The sequence below is a fragment of the Alteromonas sp. R7 genome, assembly GCF_055755235.1.
Genome location: NZ_JBVTQX010000003.1, coordinates 293,693 through 312,746, shown reverse-complemented (window position 1 = coordinate 312,746; position 19,054 = coordinate 293,693). Strand labels below are relative to the sequence as shown.

Genomic DNA, 19,054 nt, shown 5'->3' with positions numbered 1-19,054 from the left:
GTAACAGAATGTTTTAAACTTGGGCAGCTTCTAAAATGAGGTTTTTATAAACGTGAAGGAAACATCTATCGCATTGATAAATAAATATTAATTTTTCTAAAGCGTACAATATGAACAAAAGCAAAAGGCGCGTCCGACTAAATACACTTAGGGCTATTTCGATATTTTTATTTTACTCTTGCTGTACAGGAATGCGACCAACTGGAACAACCTGTCTGCGAATGCTTGGCTGTGGCGCTAGCCTGTACAAATCACCGTTCTGCCCTACATAGGTCTTTTTAATACCGCACGCTTTAGCAATATTTGCATGTGCTTGAAGGTGTTGATGCTCGCCGTGAACCGGAATAGCTATGGTAGGTTTTACCCAATGATACATGAGCTTTAATTCTTCTTCACAGGGGTGACCGCTGGCATGAATTGGCAGCGTGCTATCTTCACTGTGAATAACCGTTACTCCCTTTTCCTGCAGCGCTTTACTTAGTCGGCCTACACTTTCTTCATTTCCAGGAATAACTATCGAAGAAAATAGCACAGTATCCCCTTTGTCTAAACTAAGGTGAGGGTGAGTGTCTTTTGCAAAACGCGCCAGCGCGGTATTTTTCTCGCCCTGGCTGCCTGTCGCTACGGCTAAAACTTCATGGGGGGGAAGATAACCTAAATGTTGGGGATCGGTCACAGGTAAATCGTCTGGCCAAATGCCCTGTTGCTTGGCAATGCCGTACATGTTCATTAACGAACGACCGTACAGCGCCATGTAGCGCTTAGTTTTCTTCGCGACTTTAGCCAGCGAAATTAGCCGTGCTATATTGCTACCAAAGCATCCTACCACCGCTCTCCCCTTTAACGGCGCGATAGTGCTTAATAGGCCGTCGTAACAATTTCTCTCTGAAATTGAAAAGCCCGGTTTTGTTGCATTGGTAGAGTCTCCAACCATGGCAAGAATATTCTCACTGCCTAGTCGCTTGTAAAGGCTAACGTCAAAAGGTAAACCTGTTATGGGGTTGGCATCAATTTTCCAGTCTGCTGTATGCAATACTGTGCCTACTGGTGTATTGATTTTTAGTGCGAAGGGTTCTGGAAGCGAATGAGTAATGGCTAGCCAGTTAACGCTAAAAGGCCCAATTTGCTTGGTATCGCCTGCATCGACTTCAATAATGGCAATACGGTTAGCCAATTTGCTCCTTGCAAGCTTTCGCCTTAACACTTCGGCGGTAAAAGACGTAGTATAAATTGGCTTTTGGAAACGTTCCCAAAGGTAAGGAATTGCGCCTACATGATCTTCATGGGCGTGGGTAATGACAATGCCAGCCAGTGCTTCTTTTTGTTTAGCAATAAATGAAGGGTTCGGAGCCACAACGCGATGCGTAGTGGCTTTGAACGTATTCTGGTTAGACGCTTGGCTGACGCCTTTGTAGGCAGGTACGAGAGGCTCATCAAAAGAAACCCCACAGTCAACCATTAACCATTGACCATCGTGACCATACAAATTGAGGTTCATCCCAATTTCGCCCGTTCCGCCTAACGGAAGAAACCACAAATCATCAGCAGATGGGTGCAACAAAACGGCTATTACCTTTTCTCAGAGCATTGAATATTAGTTTGACGTTTAAATCTATGAGCGCAGAGCCATCATTCGTGCAATTCAGCATTAAGTTGGTCTATCACTTCGGCCCACGCAGCGTCTTCAACAATGGCATCTTTCAAAAATGCAGACTGACTTTCATTCCAATAAGGCGCTTCATGAAGATGTTGGCTCTTATTCAGCCCTCGATGTGTTTCAAAAAATTCAGCAATTTCTTCGTCTGAACTTCCTAAACCTAGTTGGCTGAATAGACTATTCATTGTGGGTTGCTCAGTAAACATAACGCCTCCTTGGGTTATCAATTAAGGGCACAATAAACGCCAGATACGTTGTACCCAACTAACTTTTTTATGCCCCATTTGCTTACTGGATAATTACCCTTTGTCTTCCCCTTGAGATCACATCTTAAAGGTAGTCAGCGAACTCTTCTGGCGTAATCACCTCTCCTTCTTCAGCAGGTACAGGACATACAATGACCATTAATTCATCTTGCGTCATGCCCGGCACCCACTTAGTCAAAAACTCTTCGGTGCTTAATTCCATCGCTTCACAGTGTGCCCAGTCTTCGGTTGCCCACAACAGTGCTAACTCAGCATCAGGCCAAACCGGAACACCATCTTCTTCATCAGTAGTTAGCATTACGCAGCCGTGCTCATCTTTAAGAATGAAGAGTTTCTCTTCCGCTTTAATTGTTGCAAGGCTTGCTTCTAGTCGTTGAAATGCGTTTTTTTCCAATAAAGGATGTAATTGTGACATAAGTTTCTCTCTTTAATTCTGCGATTCACATGCCTTTAAATTAGGCACCGTGGGTAAATTTATTGGCAGCGGTTAACACGCTTTAGACACGCTTTCTATTATCTCTGCTAGACCCACTCGTCTGACTTGCTTCATGCTGTGCACATACACCTTAAACGATACGTTTTCTAACGTTTCAATTCTGGTCACTATCACACTACCGGGTAACTGACTCTCAACGTTGGTCGGTAATACGGCAATACCACCTTCGCTCTGTAAATTGTTGAGCGCAAGATTCAACGAATTGGTTCTTAACTTTGCATCGCGAAGTTGAGGGTAAGCAGTAAGCAACCAGTCTCTTGCCTTAGTTCCCCAATCAATAGCCACAAAATCTGCTGCATCAATAGTCTCAGACGCTTGTCCAATTCTATATAGCGCCAAATCCTGCTCTAGCAATACATCACTGTTTACTTCTTCAGATTTCAACGGTTCAGTGGAGAATGATAAGTCTGTCACCCTTTCGTGCAATTGTCGCGAAAGGGTATCTAACGTAAGAACTTCAGCCTTTACTGACCAATCGGGAAACGAGTTGTGTAGGTGACTGAGCATCTGAGGCAATAACAGCTCGCTCGCCAGCTGTGTTGCGCCGCAAACAACATATTCAGAGGATTGAATTTGGAGCTCTTGTTTTGCTTCGTTTAGCGTTGCGCATAATTGCCTAGCGTAAGGCAGAAGTTTCTCACCAGATTGAGTGAGCTGTATACTGTTGCGTTGCCTAATAAAAAGCGTGGTATGAAAATACTCTTCAAGTAGCTTTATGCGCGCACTGACTGCAGATTGAGTAAGGTAAAGGTTTTCAGCCGCTTTACCAAAGTGACGAGTTTTTGCCACCTCTATAAAGGTGGTGAGAAAGCGTATATCCATGCTTATTGTACAACCGAATCAAAGTGGGTCTAAATTGACACAGATAATACGGCAAGTAAACACAAAAGCACAGAAGCGCACCGCTATAAACGGTACGCTTTATTAAAATTTCACCAACTCGCTGAATTAATACTCTTCTTGGTGCAGGCGACGCTGTTTGTCACGGCGTTGCAGGTCACGCTTCTGCTTTTCCTTTACAGTACTTTGACGTTTGGAATTTGGCTTTTTAGCGTGAAAATCTTCCTCTTCTACCGAGTCCCATTCATCACGCTGGTAACGATAGTCTTTACTCATTGACTTCTCTGGGTTGTTAACACACCTCAATTATTATCTTAAGCGACAAAATAGAAAACGAATTTTAATCATCGTAGCGACAAGAATTTTTGATTATTCCCATCAGTGATTTTCATAGACTTTTAACGTCCAACTCATTTACGCTCGTGTAATAGCGACGCCCGTTGCAGGGCCAATAAATAAAAACTTACATTTTACTTTAATTTCAAAAACTTAGGCATATCACGCTTGAGGTTATCCCCTCGCACTTTCTGTATACTTTTCAAACGTAATCTTAAATTTAGTGTTAGATTTTATACCGTTAAAAATTTTTTATTGATAAGAGAAAAATCTTTTGTTTTATCTTCGTTTTTAATTATCTTAAAAGTGCGCTGAACAAAACATTACGTTGGGTACAACATGAAAAGTTTAGCTATTCGACAATCTGCAAAACCTTATATTGACCGTCAGAAGTTTCCATACGGTTTTCGTAAATCAGGTGACTTCAGTATTACTGAAGCCGATCTTCTAACCCACTACGGCAAAACACTGCTAGGACTTGAAAGTGGCGAATTGTCGCCTGAAAGTGATGATGAGAGACATTTCGTCGAATTCGTTACAGGTAAAGTTGAAGCTAGCAATAACCTAGAAAAAGCCTGGGCGAAATACGTCAGATTAGCAAGGGGCAAAAAGCACTTCTACACCCTTCACAGCAGTGCGAGTAACCAGTCAGACTATGATGAAGATTACTCTGATGAAGAATTCGATGTAGCATAATGCTACAGCATTACTAAAAAGCTCGCTCCGGCGAGCTTTTTTGTTATTGAACAAATGATCTCAATCAACTTCAGACAAGAACAAAATGAAGAAACATTAAGGACTGTCTACACTTAGTAGTAATACAGAGTGATGTGCAGTGAATCATGCATTTCATTCTGAAAAACGAGCCCATGCAAAGGAGGCGCAACGATGATCATCAGTTCAAAACAGCTTACTCACTTTTCTATTCATGCCCTTGATGACAAAGTGGGCGGCATCCGCGATATCCTTTTCGACGACGAAACTTTCACTGTTCGCTACTTGGTCGCAGATACCAATACTTGGCTACCGCTTAGCCGTAAAGTGGTGATATCACCTATATCTGTCAAACAGTTAGATGAAGATAGTGAGTCTGTTCATATCAATATGACAGTTGATACATTAAAAAACAGCCCCTCTATTGACGAACATAAGCCTGTGTCACGTGAATACGAAGAAAATCTCTTCAAATATTTTGGTTACGGATACTATTGGATTGGACCAGGAGCTTGGGGGGAGTTCGCACATCCAAATGAACTGGTCGAATTACAGCGCGCTGAAGAGTCTGAAACTGAAAACCCGAAAAAGAGCACCAACCACCTAAGAGCAGTGGGCGAAGTTGGTGGATATGAAGTTGCTACAACCACTGATAACGTTGGCCACATCAGTAACTTCGTCATTGACACCGAGAGCTGGAAGATAATCATGCTAGTGGTAGATACCAACAACTGGCTTCCGGGTGGCAAACATCTCGCACTTCTACCTAGCGATATCGAAAGTATCGACTGGGCGGCGCACAGCGTAGTAGTCAATTTAAGTCACGACGAATTGGTTGATAGACCTGAAGTGGAAAGTGAAAAAATATCTGAAGAAGGCTATGTGCCTATGCTTTGCGAGCAACTGAATAAAAACGGAAATTAATAACCGAAGAATGTCACTGTTGGCGATTTTTAGTTAGGAACTTTACAATGTCCGTTGTTGAAGGCGGACATTGTAGCTTAGGATACAAAAAGAAGATTACTCGCAGAAAAATTCGTACATCAAAGCAATCAAACGCTTGACGCGCTCGTCTGCTAAGCGGTAGTAAATAGTTTGACCTTCCCTTCTTGTGGCCACCATTTTTGATTCTCGCAATAAAGCAAGATGCTGAGAAATCACTGGCTGCGAGACGCTAACAACTTCGAGAAGTTCGGTTACCGATTTTTCCTCTTTCAGCAACGAACAAAGCACCATAAGGCGTGTTTTATTCGCGAATTGCTTTAGGAAGATCTCGGCTTCCGCAGCGTGTTCCATTATATCATCTGAACCTATTACCATATCCTCGGACATAAGCACTCTCTATCTGTAAAGTATTTCGGCACCAATTTAGCCATTTACTATACTAAAGTATAAGACATTTTGCCGACCTGCCAATTTATGCGACGAATCCCTGTATTTTACATTGTTTTATTACGCTGACATCAATATATTAGATTTTACTTATTTTAACCAAGTTTAGGCAAAAAGGAAAAGTATGCTTATAGATATGAAGACTCGAATAGAAAACATAGACGATAACTTACGCACTGTATCTGCGGAGCAAGCGGCCAGTGAGTGCCGAAACAATAGCGGTATACTGATTGATGTACGGGAGAGTGCCGAAGTTGCCAATCAGCCCGTACCTTCTGCGCTTCACATACCACGCGGCGTGCTCGAAATGAAGGCACTGGAACAGTTTAAAGATGCTTCAGCGCCACTTTATATTCACTGTGCGTCGGGCATTCGAGCAAAACTAGCAGCAGAGCAACTTATAAAAATGGGCTATGAGAACGTTTCGGTTGTGACATGCCCTGTACCCACGATAAACCAAGCAAACCGAAAATGACTTCTTAACCACGTGTATGCTATAAGTATCGTTAATTAAGAGTTTTAAGGCGCTGTATGCTGAAATCTACGTTAGAACAATGGCGAATGTTCAAAGCCGTCGTCGATGCAGGCGGCTTTAATCAAGCTGCTGATGAAGTTCACAAAAGTCAATCGAGCGTTCACCACGCGGTTCAAAAGCTTGAAAACGCCATTGGTGTGTCGTTGTTTGAGAATATTGGACGTAAAGTCCAGCTTTCGCCGCAAGGCGAACTTATGTATCGCCGTGCCTCTTTTTTGCTGAGCGAAGCACACAAGCTCGAGGCCGTTGCCAATAGCCTTCAATCTGGCACAGAAACAACTTTACGCATAGCGGTGGATATTATTTTTCCGTCTGAATTGCTTTATAACGTGCTAGCGAAAGTTTCTGCTGAGTTTCCGCTGCTTCGTATCGAGATAGAAGAAACTGTGCTCAGTGGCGCAAATTCACTTTTGAGCAATGGTAAAGTTGATTTAGGCATCTCTCCTTTCGTATTTCCAAATGGTTTTAGCGAAGACTTGTGCGAAATTGAGTTTGCAGCTGTCGCTCACGCCGACCATCCACTACACCAATTAGATAGAACGCTCACACTGGAAGACTTAAAAGCGCATCGTCAAATTGTGGTAAGGGATTCATCCGCGGAACGTAAAGCTGATGTGGGCTGGTTAGGTGCAGAGCAACGCTGGACCGTAAGCCACGTTAGAACGTCATTAGATATTATTGCTCAGGGGTTGGGTTTTGCGTGGCTGCCTATAGCAATAATTAAAGATGAGCTTGAAGACGGTACACTCGTTCCCCTTCCCCTGGATAATAATGCAGCATTGCGTAAGGCGCTCCTTTATCTGTCTTTTGAAGACGGCGATACGTTGGGGCCAGCTGCCCGTGCTTTTATTGGTGAACTACGATATCAAACAATGAACCTTCCATCGTCAGATTTTATGCTCGATTCGTAAACTGAGTAGTTTGACCATCAGCTTAGAGCGACTGCAAGGCGTTCAAATCCAAGTATAAAGCCAAATAGCGATAATGAAACACCAACTAACGCCACAGCACCATCGTCTGTGGCCATGCCTATTGCCATAATAAAAACAGCAAAAGCGGGAATAAGGCCCATAAAGGGAATAAGCTCCAGAGGAATCATTACAAGTCCGCAACCTGCACAACATAATGCGATGAGTGATCTGAACACAGGCTGGCGCATGAAAAAACACCGAGGAACTAAAAAGCGGTCTACGCGTACTGCATACGGTTTAACCTTTTCGACAATGTAGCGAAGCTGATCGGCGTCACAGTTTAGTTGCATCACTTTTTGCGGTAACCAAGGATGCCTACGACCGAGTAAAATTTGCAACGCGATGAGTAAAATTGTCCCACCCGCTAAAGATGGGATCCCAGGGATGGCCCCAATCGGTGTGCAAGCGATAAAAGATGGCAGCGCCAACATTGGTCCAAAGCCTCTTTTCTCCATCACATCCCAAAACTCAGCAAACTCGAACGTATCTTGTCTTGCTCGCGGCTGCATTTTCCCCAACAACTCGTACAAGGTCATTGATCTTACAGCTGTTTTTCCCCACATCTTCAATTCCTTTGATATCACCTTACCAGCGAACGTCGCATTAATCAGACGGGCTCCTCGCCTAATTAATATACATTTCTTGCACCTACTCGATTTGCCATAGTGAGATTGCAAGTAACCTTAGACAGGCAAATCGTGCGAAAAATATGCCATCGATTGCATGTGACGGTGTGTTGAAGACAGGAATACTTTTTGCAAATGCCCCTGATAAGTAGAATAAAATCACCTAATAAAACAAAGACAGATATAGACATTCTGTACTTTAGTGCGATGTGTACCGCTGATCGCAAAGAGTTGATAAATTAGAAGAACTAGCGCAACCGACTATCCCTGGCATCTAGGCAAATGTTCAAGATTTCCGGGTTGCTTGAAGCGCTTAGATATTTTCCGATGCGCTTACGCTTTATCAATTTAAACCAGCGTATAAATAAACTTTAAATATGCGCTTTAGCATTCAGTTGTTAGTAGCGTATGATAAAACTATAACATTGATTCTATTCCATATTTTTTCTGGATAGGAAACGAAAGAAGAGAGGGACATCCACGTGCTTACCGTACTTTTAGTTGATGACGACGCCGAGTTCACAGAAGTAGCTTGTACTATCATCGAATTTCTTGGCCACGAAGTACTTACCGCTGCCACACTCAAAGAAGCCCGCGACTGGTTAGAGAAAGAAACCTTTGACCATGTACTGCTTGATTTCATGCTACCCGATGGAAGCGGCGCGCACTTGTTCAATGAATTAGATGCACTTCCTAAGCGCCCTCGCGTTACTTTGATAACGGGTCACCCTTCTGTGAAAAGCGTGATAAAGGGTCTGTGTGGCCCCACGGTCGACTACCTTGTTAAGCCAATTCAACGGGAGGAAATAGAGGCCGTATTAAGTCAAAAGCCAAAAGAAAAAGCACCTGCACAAGAAAAAATAGAGAAACATTTTGACTTGCTGATTGGTGAATCACCAATTATGAAAGAGCTCTACAAGCTGATTTCTAGAGTGAGTAAAACCAGCGCTAACGTAATGCTGCTTGGTGAAAGCGGTGTAGGTAAAGAAGTGGTGGCTGCCGCAATTCATCGTGCTTCAGAAAGTGAAGGTCCCTATATTGCAACCAACTGTGGTGCATTCTCAAAAGAACTAATAGGTAGCGAACTTTTCGGTCACGAAAAAGGAGCATTTACCGGCGCTGTAGGACGTAAAGAAGGTGTTTTCGAACAAGCTGAGGGCGGCACGCTCTTTTTGGACGAAATCACAGAAATGCCCATTGATATGCAGCCCAACTTACTCCGCGTTTTAGAAAACAAGGTTGTTATTCGTGTGGGCGGAACGAAGACCATCCCGGTGAGCTGCCGCGTTGTATCTGCCACGAACCGAACAATGGAAGAGATTGCGCAAAGCAAAGTACTGCGCGAAGACATCTACTTCAGACTTGCGGTGTTCCCAATCACCATTCCTCCGCTACGTGAAAGAAAGGAAGATATTCCATTACTAGCAAAAACCTTTATTGCTGAATTCAATAAAGATAATGGCTCGCAATTTAAGTGGGAAGATAGTCAACTCGATACGTTACAAGCCTACGACTGGCCCGGTAACGTGCGTGAACTAAGACACTTTGTGCATCGCGCTGCCATTATGAGCGACCCTGAAAAGAGTGAGATTGAATTACCAAAAACCATTGAGTCACCATTTGCTCAAAAACAGAGTACGACACCGGCACTTCAAGCCGGTAGAACCATTGAAGACGTGGAAAAAGAGCTAATTTATGCCACGTTGGAAAAAGTGAATGGCAATAAGACCACCGCAGCAGAAATGCTGGGAATTAGTACGAAAACGCTTTACAACCGTCTTCATGCATATGGTGACTTAAGTAAAGACGACTAAGTAAGAGGTATTCGGCATGACTAGCGAAGAATTTTCTCGACTAAGTGTTTATGTGCATGATGCACGCAAACCATTAAACAGAATATCAATGCAAGCTGAGCTAGTAAAAATGGCATTAAACGGTGACGTTCCACCTGAAAAGGCATTGGTGGCGTTGGATAAAATAATAAGCAGTGCTAAAGACTGCAGCCATACTCTTGCTGAAATGACATCAGAGTTAAGTGGCAATGTTTCGGATTAAGTAAATGATTACTAAAGTATTGTCTTCACTATACAGTTGGATAATTTTAGTTGTTCTGGTCATTATTGTAATAACTGCTAATTCATTTTACGTAGTTAGTACATTGAATGACCTTTCTGCTCTGGAAGCGCGGCTGTTCACTACGAACCGTGTTATCAATGCAGTTAACCGCCTTCACGTTGCTGTACTTCGCGTGGAGTCTGGTCAGCGCGGCTATATGCTAACTGGCGATGAAGAATATCTTACCGACTACACCGAAACGTTAAGCGTAATCGGCGAATTAATGGATGAGGTAGAAGTAAGCTCCTTCTCTTCAGATATTAACGACCAGTCCATCCGCATCGAAGAACTTTTGTCTTTAACCAAAGCAAAAATCAATGAAGTCATTGAAGTAGTTGAGCTGTATAAAGAAGGGAAAGAGCAACAAGCTGTCATTTTAGTGAATAGCGATAAGGGTATAAAACTCTACAAACAGTTTGAAACCTTATTTAGAGAAATCGACGGTTCAGAACGAGATATGCAAGGCACGCATTTAGCCAACTTAATGAGCCTAAGAAGGGACTCCGTTAATACGCTGATCATTTCCTCTGCAACGACTCTGCTACTGATTATTACGGTATTTTTATTGCTCAAAATAAATTCCCGTGAGCATGAGAAATACCAAGCTGACTTAGAGTCTGTTAACGAAGATCTAGAATCTCGGATAGCAGATAGAACGCAAGAGTTAAGTGTTTATTCAGACGAATTAGCACGAAGTAATAGAGAGTTGGAAGATTTTGCCTTTGTGGCGTCACACGATCTTCAAGAACCATTAAGAAAAATTCGGGCATTTGGTAACCGCTTAGAATCGGGTTACAACGATGTGATAGACGAACGAGGCAAAGATTACCTTGCGCGCATGCTCAATGCAGCAGAGCGGATGTCCATGCTTATTTCAGACCTTCTCGCCTTTTCTCGCGTTTCCACACGAGGTAAAGAGTTTGACGACGTTAATCTAGGCACCGTAGTGGATAGCATCATGGGCGATTTGGAAATCGCTATCGATGAAAAGTCTGCGCAAATAAATGTTAGCGATTTGCCGACTATTCGCGGTGACAAATCGCAATTAGAGCAGCTGTTTTTAAACTTAGTGTCTAACGCACTGAAATTTCAGAGCGAGGGCGTGAGACCAGAAGTAACGATATCTGCAAGGGACGCGACGGAAGAAGAAACGAAAGACATTCTGCTTGCTGAAGAATATGACTGGACAAAAATCACCGTATCAGACAACGGTATAGGGTTCGAGCAATCGTTTGCTGAAAAAATATTTGCCCCTTTCCAACGCCTTCACGGTAGAAGTGAATACAAAGGTACGGGGATTGGGCTTGCCGTTTGTCGTCGTATTGTAGAACGGCACAACGGTCAAATAACCGCAGTTAGTTCTCCCGGAAAAGGGGCAACGTTCTCGATAATAATACCCAAAAATAGTGAACCGTTTGGTTCTAGCAACAATAATGGAGAAGCACACAATGACGCGTAAACAAACTCAGCCTATCAATATACTTATGGCGGACGATGACGAAGACGACCGCCTACTTACGGTTGACGCGCTCAAAGAGAGCCGCGTTCTAAACAATCTGTTTTGTGTTGAAGATGGCGTTGAATTATTAGAGTTTCTTCGACATGAAGGTAAATATACAGATCCTGCATCGGCACCGCGACCTAGTCTTATTTTACTGGATTTAAATATGCCAAGAAAAGACGGTAGAGAGGCGCTGCAAGAACTGAAAAACGACCCCAAGCTTCGCAGTATCCCAGTGGTAATTCTCACCACCTCTAAAGAAGAGGAAGATATGCTTCGCGGTTATGATCTAGGTTGCGCATCTTACATTACAAAACCAGTGAACTTTGAAGGATTGGTTGAACTAATGCGCGCGCTCGGACGTTACTGGATAGAGTTCGTAGAATTACCACACGAGTAAACAAATAAGGGTTAGTTGAATTTTTGACAACCCAAACATGTTACTCAATAAAATTTCAAAAATACCGCATCGGTAAACGAGGTACTAGATGTCAGAGGTAATAAAAATTTTATTGGTAGAGGATGATGAAGATGATTACTTCTTAACCTCTGACTATCTAGCGCAGTGCGAGTCACCTACGTTTGAGTTGACGTGGGTGACGAATAGCTTAGACGCAGTAGAGGTACTAAAGACACAAAGTTTCGACCTGTGTTTGTTAGATTACTTACTGGGTGCTGAGAACGCGATTGATGTACTGGGTGTTTTAAAATCTAACCAATTCAATTTACCCGTGGTGATACTTACCGGACAGTCGGATGCTACGGTGGATGAAATGGTCATGCGAGCAGGTGCCGCAGACTATTTACAAAAATCTGAAATTGAATCACCGCGGTTTATGCGCACGATTAGATACGCCATGGTTCGCCGTGACATCGAGAACGAGCGAATTGAGCGGAACAAAGTAGAGCAAAAGAACAAGGCCAAAGATAAGTTCCTTGCGCATTTAGGGCATGAGCTGCGCACCCCCCTCACCTCTATTCTTGGCTACACCGAACTGCTTATAGACGATGCGAGAAACAGCCCTTTTCAACAAGAGTTATCTATTATCCACTCTAATGGCAAGCACCTGTTAAGCCTACTCAATGATTTGCTAGACATGTCGCGGATAATGGCAGAGAAACTTGAACTCAACATTAAGGAAGTGAACTTAAGCGCGTTTTTGACGGACATTCACTCATTAATGCGTTTGAATGCCAAAGACAAAGGACTAAGCCTTAACGTTGTTTCAAAAACAAAAATACCAGAGTTTATACACACAGATCCTACCCGCCTGCGTCAGGTATTGTTGAACCTTATTTCGAATGCCGTGAAATTTACCGACAAGGGCAGTATCACACTTACCATCTCTCTCGACGAGCCGTCTGAAAACGATTCGAGTCAAACACTGCTGCGATTTTCTGTAGATGATACAGGTATCGGCATGCCGCCTGATAAGCTCATCAATATTTTTCAGCCTTTCGAACAAATAGAAGATGTAATGCGCGCCAATCATGGCGGAGCAGGACTTGGACTTGCCATTTGTAAAGAGCTTGTCACTAAACTGGGCGGCGACATTGATGTTAAGTCTCGTTTAGGAGAAGGCAGCACATTTACATTTGATATAAACCCTGGCGATGTTTCTGAACAGCCTCGTATAGATCTTGAATTAGGCCAAATTCAACCTGTCGAGTCTAGTAGCATCAATTTAAACGTGACTGGACGCGTATTAATTGTTGATGACTTGCGAGAAATTCGACGGCTAACTGGTCACCTTGTGAGTCAATCTCAAGCTGATATTAGCTACGCTGAAAATGGCGTAAAAGCACTGGAAGCCGTGTTGCAGGCGGATGAACACAACCAGCCCTTCGACCTCGTTTTAATGGATATTCATATGCCAGTGATGAATGGCATAGAAGCCCTGCATGCGATTAGACGACATGGGCAGGATATCCCAGTGATTGCCGTGACAGCAGCAAGCCGCAAAGGCTTAAGAGAATCGTTAATTCGCGAAGGGTTTAACGACGTAATTGGAAAGCCCATTGACCGGTTTGCACTGGCTAACTTGCTTTCGCAATACCTTCCGCCAGGTAATCACGTAACATTTACCAACGTGGAAGCCCAAGTTGCAGACATGCCAATGAACAAGCCGTATGCTCCAGAGGACGAGACCGCTTATCGAGGGCTTGCAAACCCTGGGCAAGCAGAGCAGAAAATCCAGTCTACTGATTCAAATGGTAATTCAGATCAGCCTGCCAATAAGCACATACTTGTGATTGAAGACGATGAGGATGCGGCGGAGTTACTGCAATTGTTTCTTTCCCACTTAGGTCATACGGTCACTACTCAGTACAGCGGTGCTGAAGCATTACAGGCTGCAGAAAATCAAAGTTTCGATCACATTCTTATGGACCTTACCCTTCCCGATTATAACGGTTACGACTTAGCGAGTGAGCTCAAGCAAAAGCTACCAGATGCCATCCTTACTATTGTAAGCGGTCACGAAGCGGACTCCGAAGCGATGACAACCATAGGGATCAACAGTGCATTGCTCAAACCTGTCACCAAAGACGATTTAGCCTCGGTAGTGGGCTGAAAAGTTAATTTTATCGCTGCCAACCTGTACCGAATGTCGGAGGTTGAGCAGCGCATCATCAAGACCAAGAAAATATTACAGACGTAAGACACAACAGTGTGTGAGACTTGCACATAAGCACCTCACGCAACAATAGAAAAATAAAAATAAGCCATATAAAACAGTAAGATAATAGTTTGGTATACCAGTTGCAGCTATCTATGTGAACCCAAAATATTAAGGAGAGTATTATGGCTACACAAGCTTCAGCTAAATCGCAAACAGTTAAACGTAACGGTACAAACGGCGTGGCTGAGCCGAGTCACCCAGTAACGGATCAACTGAAAGATTCTCTTCATGCGTCAGTAGACAAGTTAGCAGACAGTGCAGGGATTGCAGAGGAAAACATTCGTCGCACTGCGACATCGTCTGCAGAGAACATGTCAGCGAGAAAGCGTCTGGCACAGCAAAAATGGCAGGCGTCGAAAGTACGTAGATATGCCATTGAGAACCCAGTAGCGACAGCGGGTATCGCTTTCGCAGCAGGAATGTTAGTGACGTCACTTTTACGTAAGAAGTAATACGATGACTGTACCAGATTTTCGAAAAGCAAATTTCAATTTGTGCACAGAAAATCCTTTTCGCCTGACGCCGCCCGCGGCGCAGGCGAATCCTAATGTTACAAGCAACGGTGACAATGCTAACCCTGCATCAGCAACCTCTGAACACTCTGAACAATACAAGTCAACACAACAGAACAAGTCAACGCAACAGAATTACCCGGATCCATCGTTTTCGGATATCTTCTCGGCATTCTCCGAAGCATTGACCCAGCGAAAAGCGCAGGGTTTGGCATTTCTAGAGCTCACTAACAGTGAATTGATGCTCATTAAAAAGAGTTTCTTTGTTACAGTCTTTGCATGTCTAGCGGCATTTGCAGTGGGCACTGTATGTTGGCTCATTTTAAACATCGCCATTGGCGCTATACTTCATAGTGTGGGCGTTAGCTATGTGGTAGTTCCACTCCTGTTGTTGGTGTTCAACAGCATTGCGGCCTTTTGTTTATTTAAGCTTGCACAAAATGCATTCAATTACCTGAGCTTTAGCAGACTCATACAAACGTGGCGACGGGTTTTCGGATAGTGAAAATGCTTACCATTGCGTAAAAAGCCACCGCCAATAGTGAGGAAAAGCGATGAACATTTTTTTAAAATCGAATATGAAAGATATAGCACAGAAAGAGCATGCTTATTTTTCGCAAAAACATCATGCAGATGTTGCACTTACACAAGCAAAGAGGCAATGTAAACTGATGATGGGAAAGCCTGAAACGTTGCTTGGCATCGCAACCCTTGGCGCATACAAGGGTGCGGTAGATGCAAAACCCAAAGCAAAACGCAATCAAGCCCTAATGGCAATAAGTAGGACTGCGCTATTGTCGTTATTTCAATGATCACAGTATTAAGGAATATGTGAGATGAACAACAAAAAAAATATGAAGAAAAGTCGTTTGACGCTTGCCTGTGTTGGTGTGGCGTTTAGCCTTGCAATAGTAGGTTGTTCATCGACCCCTGTAGCAGCCCCTACCCCTTATAAGTCAGCGAGTTCCAAAGCTGCCTATGGCTATTCGAGCGAAAAAATTTCTGAGAACGAATACAAGGTTCTTTTTAAGGCAACAGACAAAACTCCTGCTGATAAAGTACAGCAATATGCCCTTTACAGAGCAGCGGAAATTGCTCAAAAGCAAGGCTTTACCTATTTAGCTATTGTTAAAACCAACGTGGATAAAAAGCCAGTTGTTGCGCGAGAAGTTATGGCGAACAAGGAAGAGCCCGTGGCATTTCAAACAGACAGGCAGTGCACTATGTCAGGCTGCGATGAAGTGGCACAGCCTATGGCCGTCCCAAGCTCAAACGACGTTGTGAAAACTCAAATTAACGACATCTACTTTACTATTGATGTAATGATGGCGAATGATAAAACGCGTCTAGGTAAAAATGCTTTTACTGTCTTAGAGGTACTATCAGAGCCTCTAGAGCCAAAAAATGGCAACTAGCTGAGCGTTTTGCCGCTCACTTATGCTCTAAAACATCAGTTTTAATAGAAATGCTTTTCAGGCCCTAGTTGCAGTTACTGAAAAGCATCGCTCAAACACATGAGAAAAACCGTAATATGTTTCAAAGCCAACAACCCGTGCACTAGTCTTTATTACTTTTCTGTTGTGGCTAGCAGTCCACTGGCTAACTGCATTCTTCACTTTTCTACAAACTTGGGCGGTGTCATATTCGTTTCTTCTTGAAAGAGTCGATGACACTGCTGCTATCACAGCCCTTTTCTCTAATTTAAAGCCTCTAATCTATAACCTCTAGCCTCTAGACTCTAGACTCTAGACTCTAATTTATAGCTGTTATCCATTCTTCTGAAGTGCTTCCTGGATTTTTAATGGCCCGTTAATCTTCTATTAATGTTGTAAAAAAGTCTCCGTCATCATAGCTAGCTATCATTAAACACATGAACTGCAGAGCAGATTTATAAACCTCTAGCAACAACGTTGTAGCGGTACTGCTCTAGGCAATTAAATCAGGTAATAGCACATATTTATTTTGCAAATGACTAAGGAGTCAGGCGATGAGAAAGCTAAGCACGTTAATGACAAAAACTACTCTTGTAGCAGCTACAGTAATGTTGGTGACTGGTTGCAGTGCAGTGGCAAAACCGCAGATGGAGCATACAGCTAGTTCGAATGTTCCGGCGTTAAAAGCTAAAGCACTCGACAACGCATTACTTTATTCCGACGAATGTATTACTGAGCGAGAAGTGGTAACAGCACAAAAGATGTGGGGCGACGGCATAGTGCGAATTGGTGCAGTATTTAGCAATGATGGTGATTACTCTGGCGAAGCCGCAGATTTCATCCAAGCTATGTATGGTTACGATTTAAGCAGCGTACTGTTTAAACCAACGCTTGCAGCTAACGACCAGTTCCGTTCAAGCTTCGATGCTGCGCTTTCATACTTTGTTGGCGGTAATGACGCTTACGAAGAGGACAAAGGCTTTGCAATAAAGCCTTACACAAACGTGAAATTCGATAATGTGGGTATTATCAATAACAGCTGTCGCATGGCGGTGGCGATGGGTAACTACTTCTTTACCGATACAAAAGGTGGCGAGACGAAGGTGGAATACACGTTTGCCTATGTCAAAGATAGTGACGGCGACCTGCGTATTGTTGCTCACCAATCTTCGTTACCTTACAACCCAAACGGTAACTAAATAGGCCATTGCCCCTCCATTCTTAGGAAGTGTGAGGGGCGAAACACTCTCCCTTTACAGGCAAGGCGTTCCTTCCCTTTCGCATTGCTTTTTTTTATTTTCAACGAGAAAAACTATGTGCGCAAAACGAATTATGACGCGTTGCGTCTTACTACTTGTGATGGCGATGACAGCCGGCGTTAAGTCACACGCCGAGTCAGATTTTCAATCTTGGAACGCCCTCGCACTCACTGGAGATGCCGATGATAAAGGTAAATGGCAATTTTGGTTTGACGGTCATTTACGCTTTAAAGACGACGCATCTCGCCTTGGCGTTTCTATCGTTCGTCCCGGTGTCGGCTACAAACTATCAAGCGATACGACCTTGTGGCTGGGTGTTGCAAGAGTAACGATAGACTCAGACAACGGTTCAATTGAAGAAGACAGGGTGTGGCAGCAAGCCACGTATTCATTAAGCAAATTTATGGGCGGTACCATTTCAGGTAGAAGTCGTTTGGAGCAGCGATTCAGGAGCGATGAAGGCGATGATACAGGCTATAGGTTTAGACAATTTATACGGTGGTCGAAACCTTTAAATGAGCAATGGTCAATAGTCGTGTGGGACGAGGTATTTTTGGCTTTGAACGACACAGACTGGGGCCAAAATAGCGGGTTTGATCAAAATAGACTTTACGTGGGACCGGCCTATCACCTCAACAAGAAATGGCGCGTCGAGATGGGATACTTACATAATCATATTGCGTCGCCAGGCGCCAATTCAGACGCCATAACAAACCACAACCTTGCTCTCACGTTCTTCGGAAGCTGGTAAGGATCAAAGAATAACTCCAGCCAAAGGCCCTTAACACACAAAGAGTAAGGTTGGGTGACTAGGGCCTTACTCAATCATGTAAAAAATGCATTCGTACGTGTAATCGTGACGTTAATTGCCTGCAGATACGGCGTGACAACCAGAGAAAAATTAAATTATATCAATATATTTCAATAACTTAAAAAAAAGGCACAAAGATAGCATTAGTTAAAGTGAAAGTAACGGAAGCAATACGAGGATTTAGTTATGTTAGGTTGGGCAATCACATTTTTTATCATCGCCATTATTGCAGCAGTTTTTGGTTTTGGAGGCATCGCAGGTGCAGCAACAGGTATCGCACAGTTTCTTTTCTTTGTGTTTATCGCGTTGCTCGTAATCTCACTTATCGCAAATGCGTTACGTGGTAGAGCACCAAGAGCCTAAGAGTTAGAAGTATTTTAATAGGAAAAAGGAGTAAGGATATGTTTTCATTTAAAAACTTATCAAAGGTACTAGTAGCATCAGCATTTGCACTATCACTAGCAGCTTGCGGTGACGGTGAAGCGGAAGACGCAGGCGAAGAGCTAGACGAAATTGTTACCGATGCAGGTAATGCCGTTGAAGACGCTTGTGAAGATGTGAAAGAAGGCGTAGACGCTGAAGATAAAGACTGTTAATCACGTTTTTATCAAAAAAGGGCCAGACAATTGTCTGGCCCTTTTTGTATTTACAGTCGACGTGGTTTGACCTAACTGGTTAGTTAAGACACTTCTTCACCACCTAACTCACGAGCAAGATCGTCTAGTGTAGATAGCGTCGAATCAAATTCTCCTACGCCGTAACGGTATTTTACACTCACGTGATGATCCGTACGCCCGAACTTCACTCTTAACCCTTCTGCGTCAATATGCTTCACGGTATTCAAAAAGCGATAGGCAGACATTTCTGTTTCAAATTGAAACTCAACACTGTTTTCCATTTAGGCTTTCC

General features: G+C 43.3%; 25 protein-coding genes. 17 read left to right on the top strand and 8 right to left on the bottom strand.

Annotation, left to right across the window (positions count from 1 at the left end; all coding sequences use genetic code 11):
* Window positions 1-172: 172 nt before the first annotated feature.
* The 5 genes from AC0J2X_RS07070 to AC0J2X_RS07050 all read right to left on the bottom strand — a co-directional run bounded on the left by AC0J2X_RS07070 (window position 173) and on the right by AC0J2X_RS07050 (window position 3,535).
* Window positions 173-1,561 carry a ribonuclease J gene (locus AC0J2X_RS07070; protein WP_456251365.1) on the bottom strand — a complete coding sequence of 463 codons (1,389 nt, stop codon included), beginning with the start codon at window positions 1,559-1,561 and terminating at the stop codon, window positions 173-175.
* Between the two features lie 68 nt (window positions 1,562-1,629).
* Window positions 1,630-1,863 (bottom strand): DUF2789 domain-containing protein, encoded by a 234-nt coding sequence (locus tag AC0J2X_RS07065; protein ID WP_014949810.1) that lies wholly within the window; start codon window positions 1,861-1,863, stop codon window positions 1,630-1,632.
* A gap of 124 nt (window positions 1,864-1,987) precedes the next feature.
* Window positions 1,988-2,338 (bottom strand): DUF2750 domain-containing protein, encoded by a 351-nt coding sequence (locus AC0J2X_RS07060; protein ID WP_014949811.1) that lies wholly within the window; start codon window positions 2,336-2,338, stop codon window positions 1,988-1,990.
* Window positions 2,339-2,410: 72 nt separating this feature from the next.
* Entirely contained in the window at window positions 2,411-3,241 is an 831-nt protein-coding gene (locus AC0J2X_RS07055; protein WP_014949812.1) for a LysR family transcriptional regulator, read from the bottom strand.
* A 126-nt stretch (window positions 3,242-3,367) separates the two neighbouring features.
* Complete coding sequence (locus AC0J2X_RS07050) at window positions 3,368-3,535, bottom strand: hypothetical protein (protein ID WP_014949813.1); 168 nt, start codon at window positions 3,533-3,535, stop codon at window positions 3,368-3,370.
* A gap of 399 nt (window positions 3,536-3,934) precedes the next feature.
* Here AC0J2X_RS07050 and AC0J2X_RS07045 point away from each other — a divergent pair, with 399 nt between their 5' ends.
* Window positions 3,935-4,291 (top strand): MaoP family protein, encoded by a 357-nt coding sequence (locus AC0J2X_RS07045; protein ID WP_014949814.1) that lies wholly within the window; start codon window positions 3,935-3,937, stop codon window positions 4,289-4,291.
* Window positions 4,292-4,483: 192 nt separating this feature from the next.
* Window positions 4,484-5,233, top strand: coding sequence for a PRC-barrel domain-containing protein (locus tag AC0J2X_RS07040; RefSeq protein WP_014949815.1), 750 nt, complete (start codon window positions 4,484-4,486; stop codon window positions 5,231-5,233).
* Window positions 5,234-5,329: 96 nt separating this feature from the next.
* Here AC0J2X_RS07040 and AC0J2X_RS07035 read toward each other — a convergent pair whose 3' ends face one another.
* Window positions 5,330-5,641 (bottom strand): ArsR/SmtB family transcription factor, encoded by a 312-nt coding sequence (locus AC0J2X_RS07035; RefSeq protein WP_014949816.1) that lies wholly within the window; start codon window positions 5,639-5,641, stop codon window positions 5,330-5,332.
* A gap of 184 nt (window positions 5,642-5,825) precedes the next feature.
* Between AC0J2X_RS07035 and AC0J2X_RS07030 the strand changes: the two genes are divergently transcribed.
* Together AC0J2X_RS07030 and AC0J2X_RS07025 are read left to right on the top strand one after the other, a co-directional pair.
* A complete protein-coding gene (locus AC0J2X_RS07030) occupies window positions 5,826-6,176 on the top strand; it encodes a rhodanese-like domain-containing protein (protein ID WP_014949817.1) in 351 nt (116 codons plus the stop codon).
* A gap of 56 nt (window positions 6,177-6,232) precedes the next feature.
* Window positions 6,233-7,147, top strand: a complete 915-nt coding sequence (locus AC0J2X_RS07025; RefSeq protein WP_472995895.1) for a LysR family transcriptional regulator — start codon at window positions 6,233-6,235, stop codon at window positions 7,145-7,147.
* 17 nt (window positions 7,148-7,164) lie between these two features.
* Here the strand turns inward: AC0J2X_RS07025 and AC0J2X_RS07020 are convergent, their stop codons facing one another.
* Complete coding sequence (locus AC0J2X_RS07020; protein WP_014976802.1) at window positions 7,165-7,770, bottom strand: exopolysaccharide biosynthesis protein; 606 nt, start codon at window positions 7,768-7,770, stop codon at window positions 7,165-7,167.
* Between the two features lie 545 nt (window positions 7,771-8,315).
* On the opposite strand from AC0J2X_RS07020, the gene AC0J2X_RS07015 reads away from it, so the two are divergent.
* The 13 genes from AC0J2X_RS07015 (at window position 8,316) to AC0J2X_RS06955 (ending at window position 18,741) form a co-directional block, all read left to right on the top strand.
* Window positions 8,316-9,647 (top strand): sigma-54-dependent transcriptional regulator, encoded by a 1,332-nt coding sequence (locus tag AC0J2X_RS07015; RefSeq protein WP_014949820.1) that lies wholly within the window; start codon window positions 8,316-8,318, stop codon window positions 9,645-9,647.
* 16 nt (window positions 9,648-9,663) lie between these two features.
* A complete protein-coding gene (locus AC0J2X_RS07010) occupies window positions 9,664-9,888 on the top strand; it encodes a hypothetical protein (protein ID WP_014949821.1) in 225 nt (74 codons plus the stop codon).
* A 4-nt stretch (window positions 9,889-9,892) separates the two neighbouring features.
* On the top strand, window positions 9,893-11,407 hold the full coding sequence (locus AC0J2X_RS07005; protein ID WP_061486032.1) for a sensor histidine kinase: 1,515 nt from the start codon (window positions 9,893-9,895) through the stop codon (window positions 11,405-11,407).
* Complete coding sequence (locus AC0J2X_RS07000) at window positions 11,397-11,849, top strand: response regulator (RefSeq protein WP_014949823.1); 453 nt, start codon at window positions 11,397-11,399, stop codon at window positions 11,847-11,849. Before AC0J2X_RS07005 ends, AC0J2X_RS07000 begins: the two co-directional genes overlap by 11 nt.
* A gap of 88 nt (window positions 11,850-11,937) precedes the next feature.
* Entirely contained in the window at window positions 11,938-14,022 is a 2,085-nt protein-coding gene (locus tag AC0J2X_RS06995; protein ID WP_472995894.1) for a response regulator, read from the top strand.
* 230 nt (window positions 14,023-14,252) lie between these two features.
* The gene (locus tag AC0J2X_RS06990) at window positions 14,253-14,582 is read left to right on the top strand and encodes a hypothetical protein (protein WP_014949825.1); all 330 of its coding nucleotides are present in this window, start codon (window positions 14,253-14,255) and stop codon (window positions 14,580-14,582) included.
* Between the two features lie 4 nt (window positions 14,583-14,586).
* On the top strand, window positions 14,587-15,144 hold the full coding sequence (locus AC0J2X_RS06985; RefSeq protein WP_472995893.1) for a hypothetical protein: 558 nt from the start codon (window positions 14,587-14,589) through the stop codon (window positions 15,142-15,144).
* Between the two features lie 52 nt (window positions 15,145-15,196).
* On the top strand, window positions 15,197-15,454 hold the full coding sequence (locus AC0J2X_RS06980) for a hypothetical protein (protein WP_014949827.1): 258 nt from the start codon (window positions 15,197-15,199) through the stop codon (window positions 15,452-15,454).
* Window positions 15,455-15,478: 24 nt separating this feature from the next.
* A complete protein-coding gene (locus AC0J2X_RS06975) occupies window positions 15,479-16,057 on the top strand; it encodes a CC0125/CC1285 family lipoprotein (protein ID WP_014976806.1) in 579 nt (192 codons plus the stop codon).
* 572 nt (window positions 16,058-16,629) lie between these two features.
* Window positions 16,630-17,274: a phosphoribosyl-AMP cyclohydrolase gene (locus AC0J2X_RS06970; protein ID WP_239260713.1), complete on the top strand. Its 645-nt coding sequence runs from the start codon at window positions 16,630-16,632 to the stop codon at window positions 17,272-17,274.
* A 115-nt stretch (window positions 17,275-17,389) separates the two neighbouring features.
* Window positions 17,390-18,085: a DUF2490 domain-containing protein gene (locus AC0J2X_RS06965; RefSeq protein WP_472995892.1), complete on the top strand. Its 696-nt coding sequence runs from the start codon at window positions 17,390-17,392 to the stop codon at window positions 18,083-18,085.
* A gap of 246 nt (window positions 18,086-18,331) precedes the next feature.
* Window positions 18,332-18,508: a DUF1328 domain-containing protein gene (locus AC0J2X_RS06960; RefSeq protein WP_014949832.1), complete on the top strand. Its 177-nt coding sequence runs from the start codon at window positions 18,332-18,334 to the stop codon at window positions 18,506-18,508.
* Between the two features lie 38 nt (window positions 18,509-18,546).
* On the top strand, window positions 18,547-18,741 hold the full coding sequence (locus AC0J2X_RS06955; protein WP_014949833.1) for a hypothetical protein: 195 nt from the start codon (window positions 18,547-18,549) through the stop codon (window positions 18,739-18,741).
* An 83-nt stretch (window positions 18,742-18,824) separates the two neighbouring features.
* On the opposite strand, the gene AC0J2X_RS06950 is transcribed toward AC0J2X_RS06955, so the two are convergent.
* Window positions 18,825-19,043, bottom strand: coding sequence for a hypothetical protein (locus tag AC0J2X_RS06950; RefSeq protein ID WP_014949834.1), 219 nt, complete (start codon window positions 19,041-19,043; stop codon window positions 18,825-18,827).
* Between the last annotated feature and the right edge of the window lie 11 nt (window positions 19,044-19,054).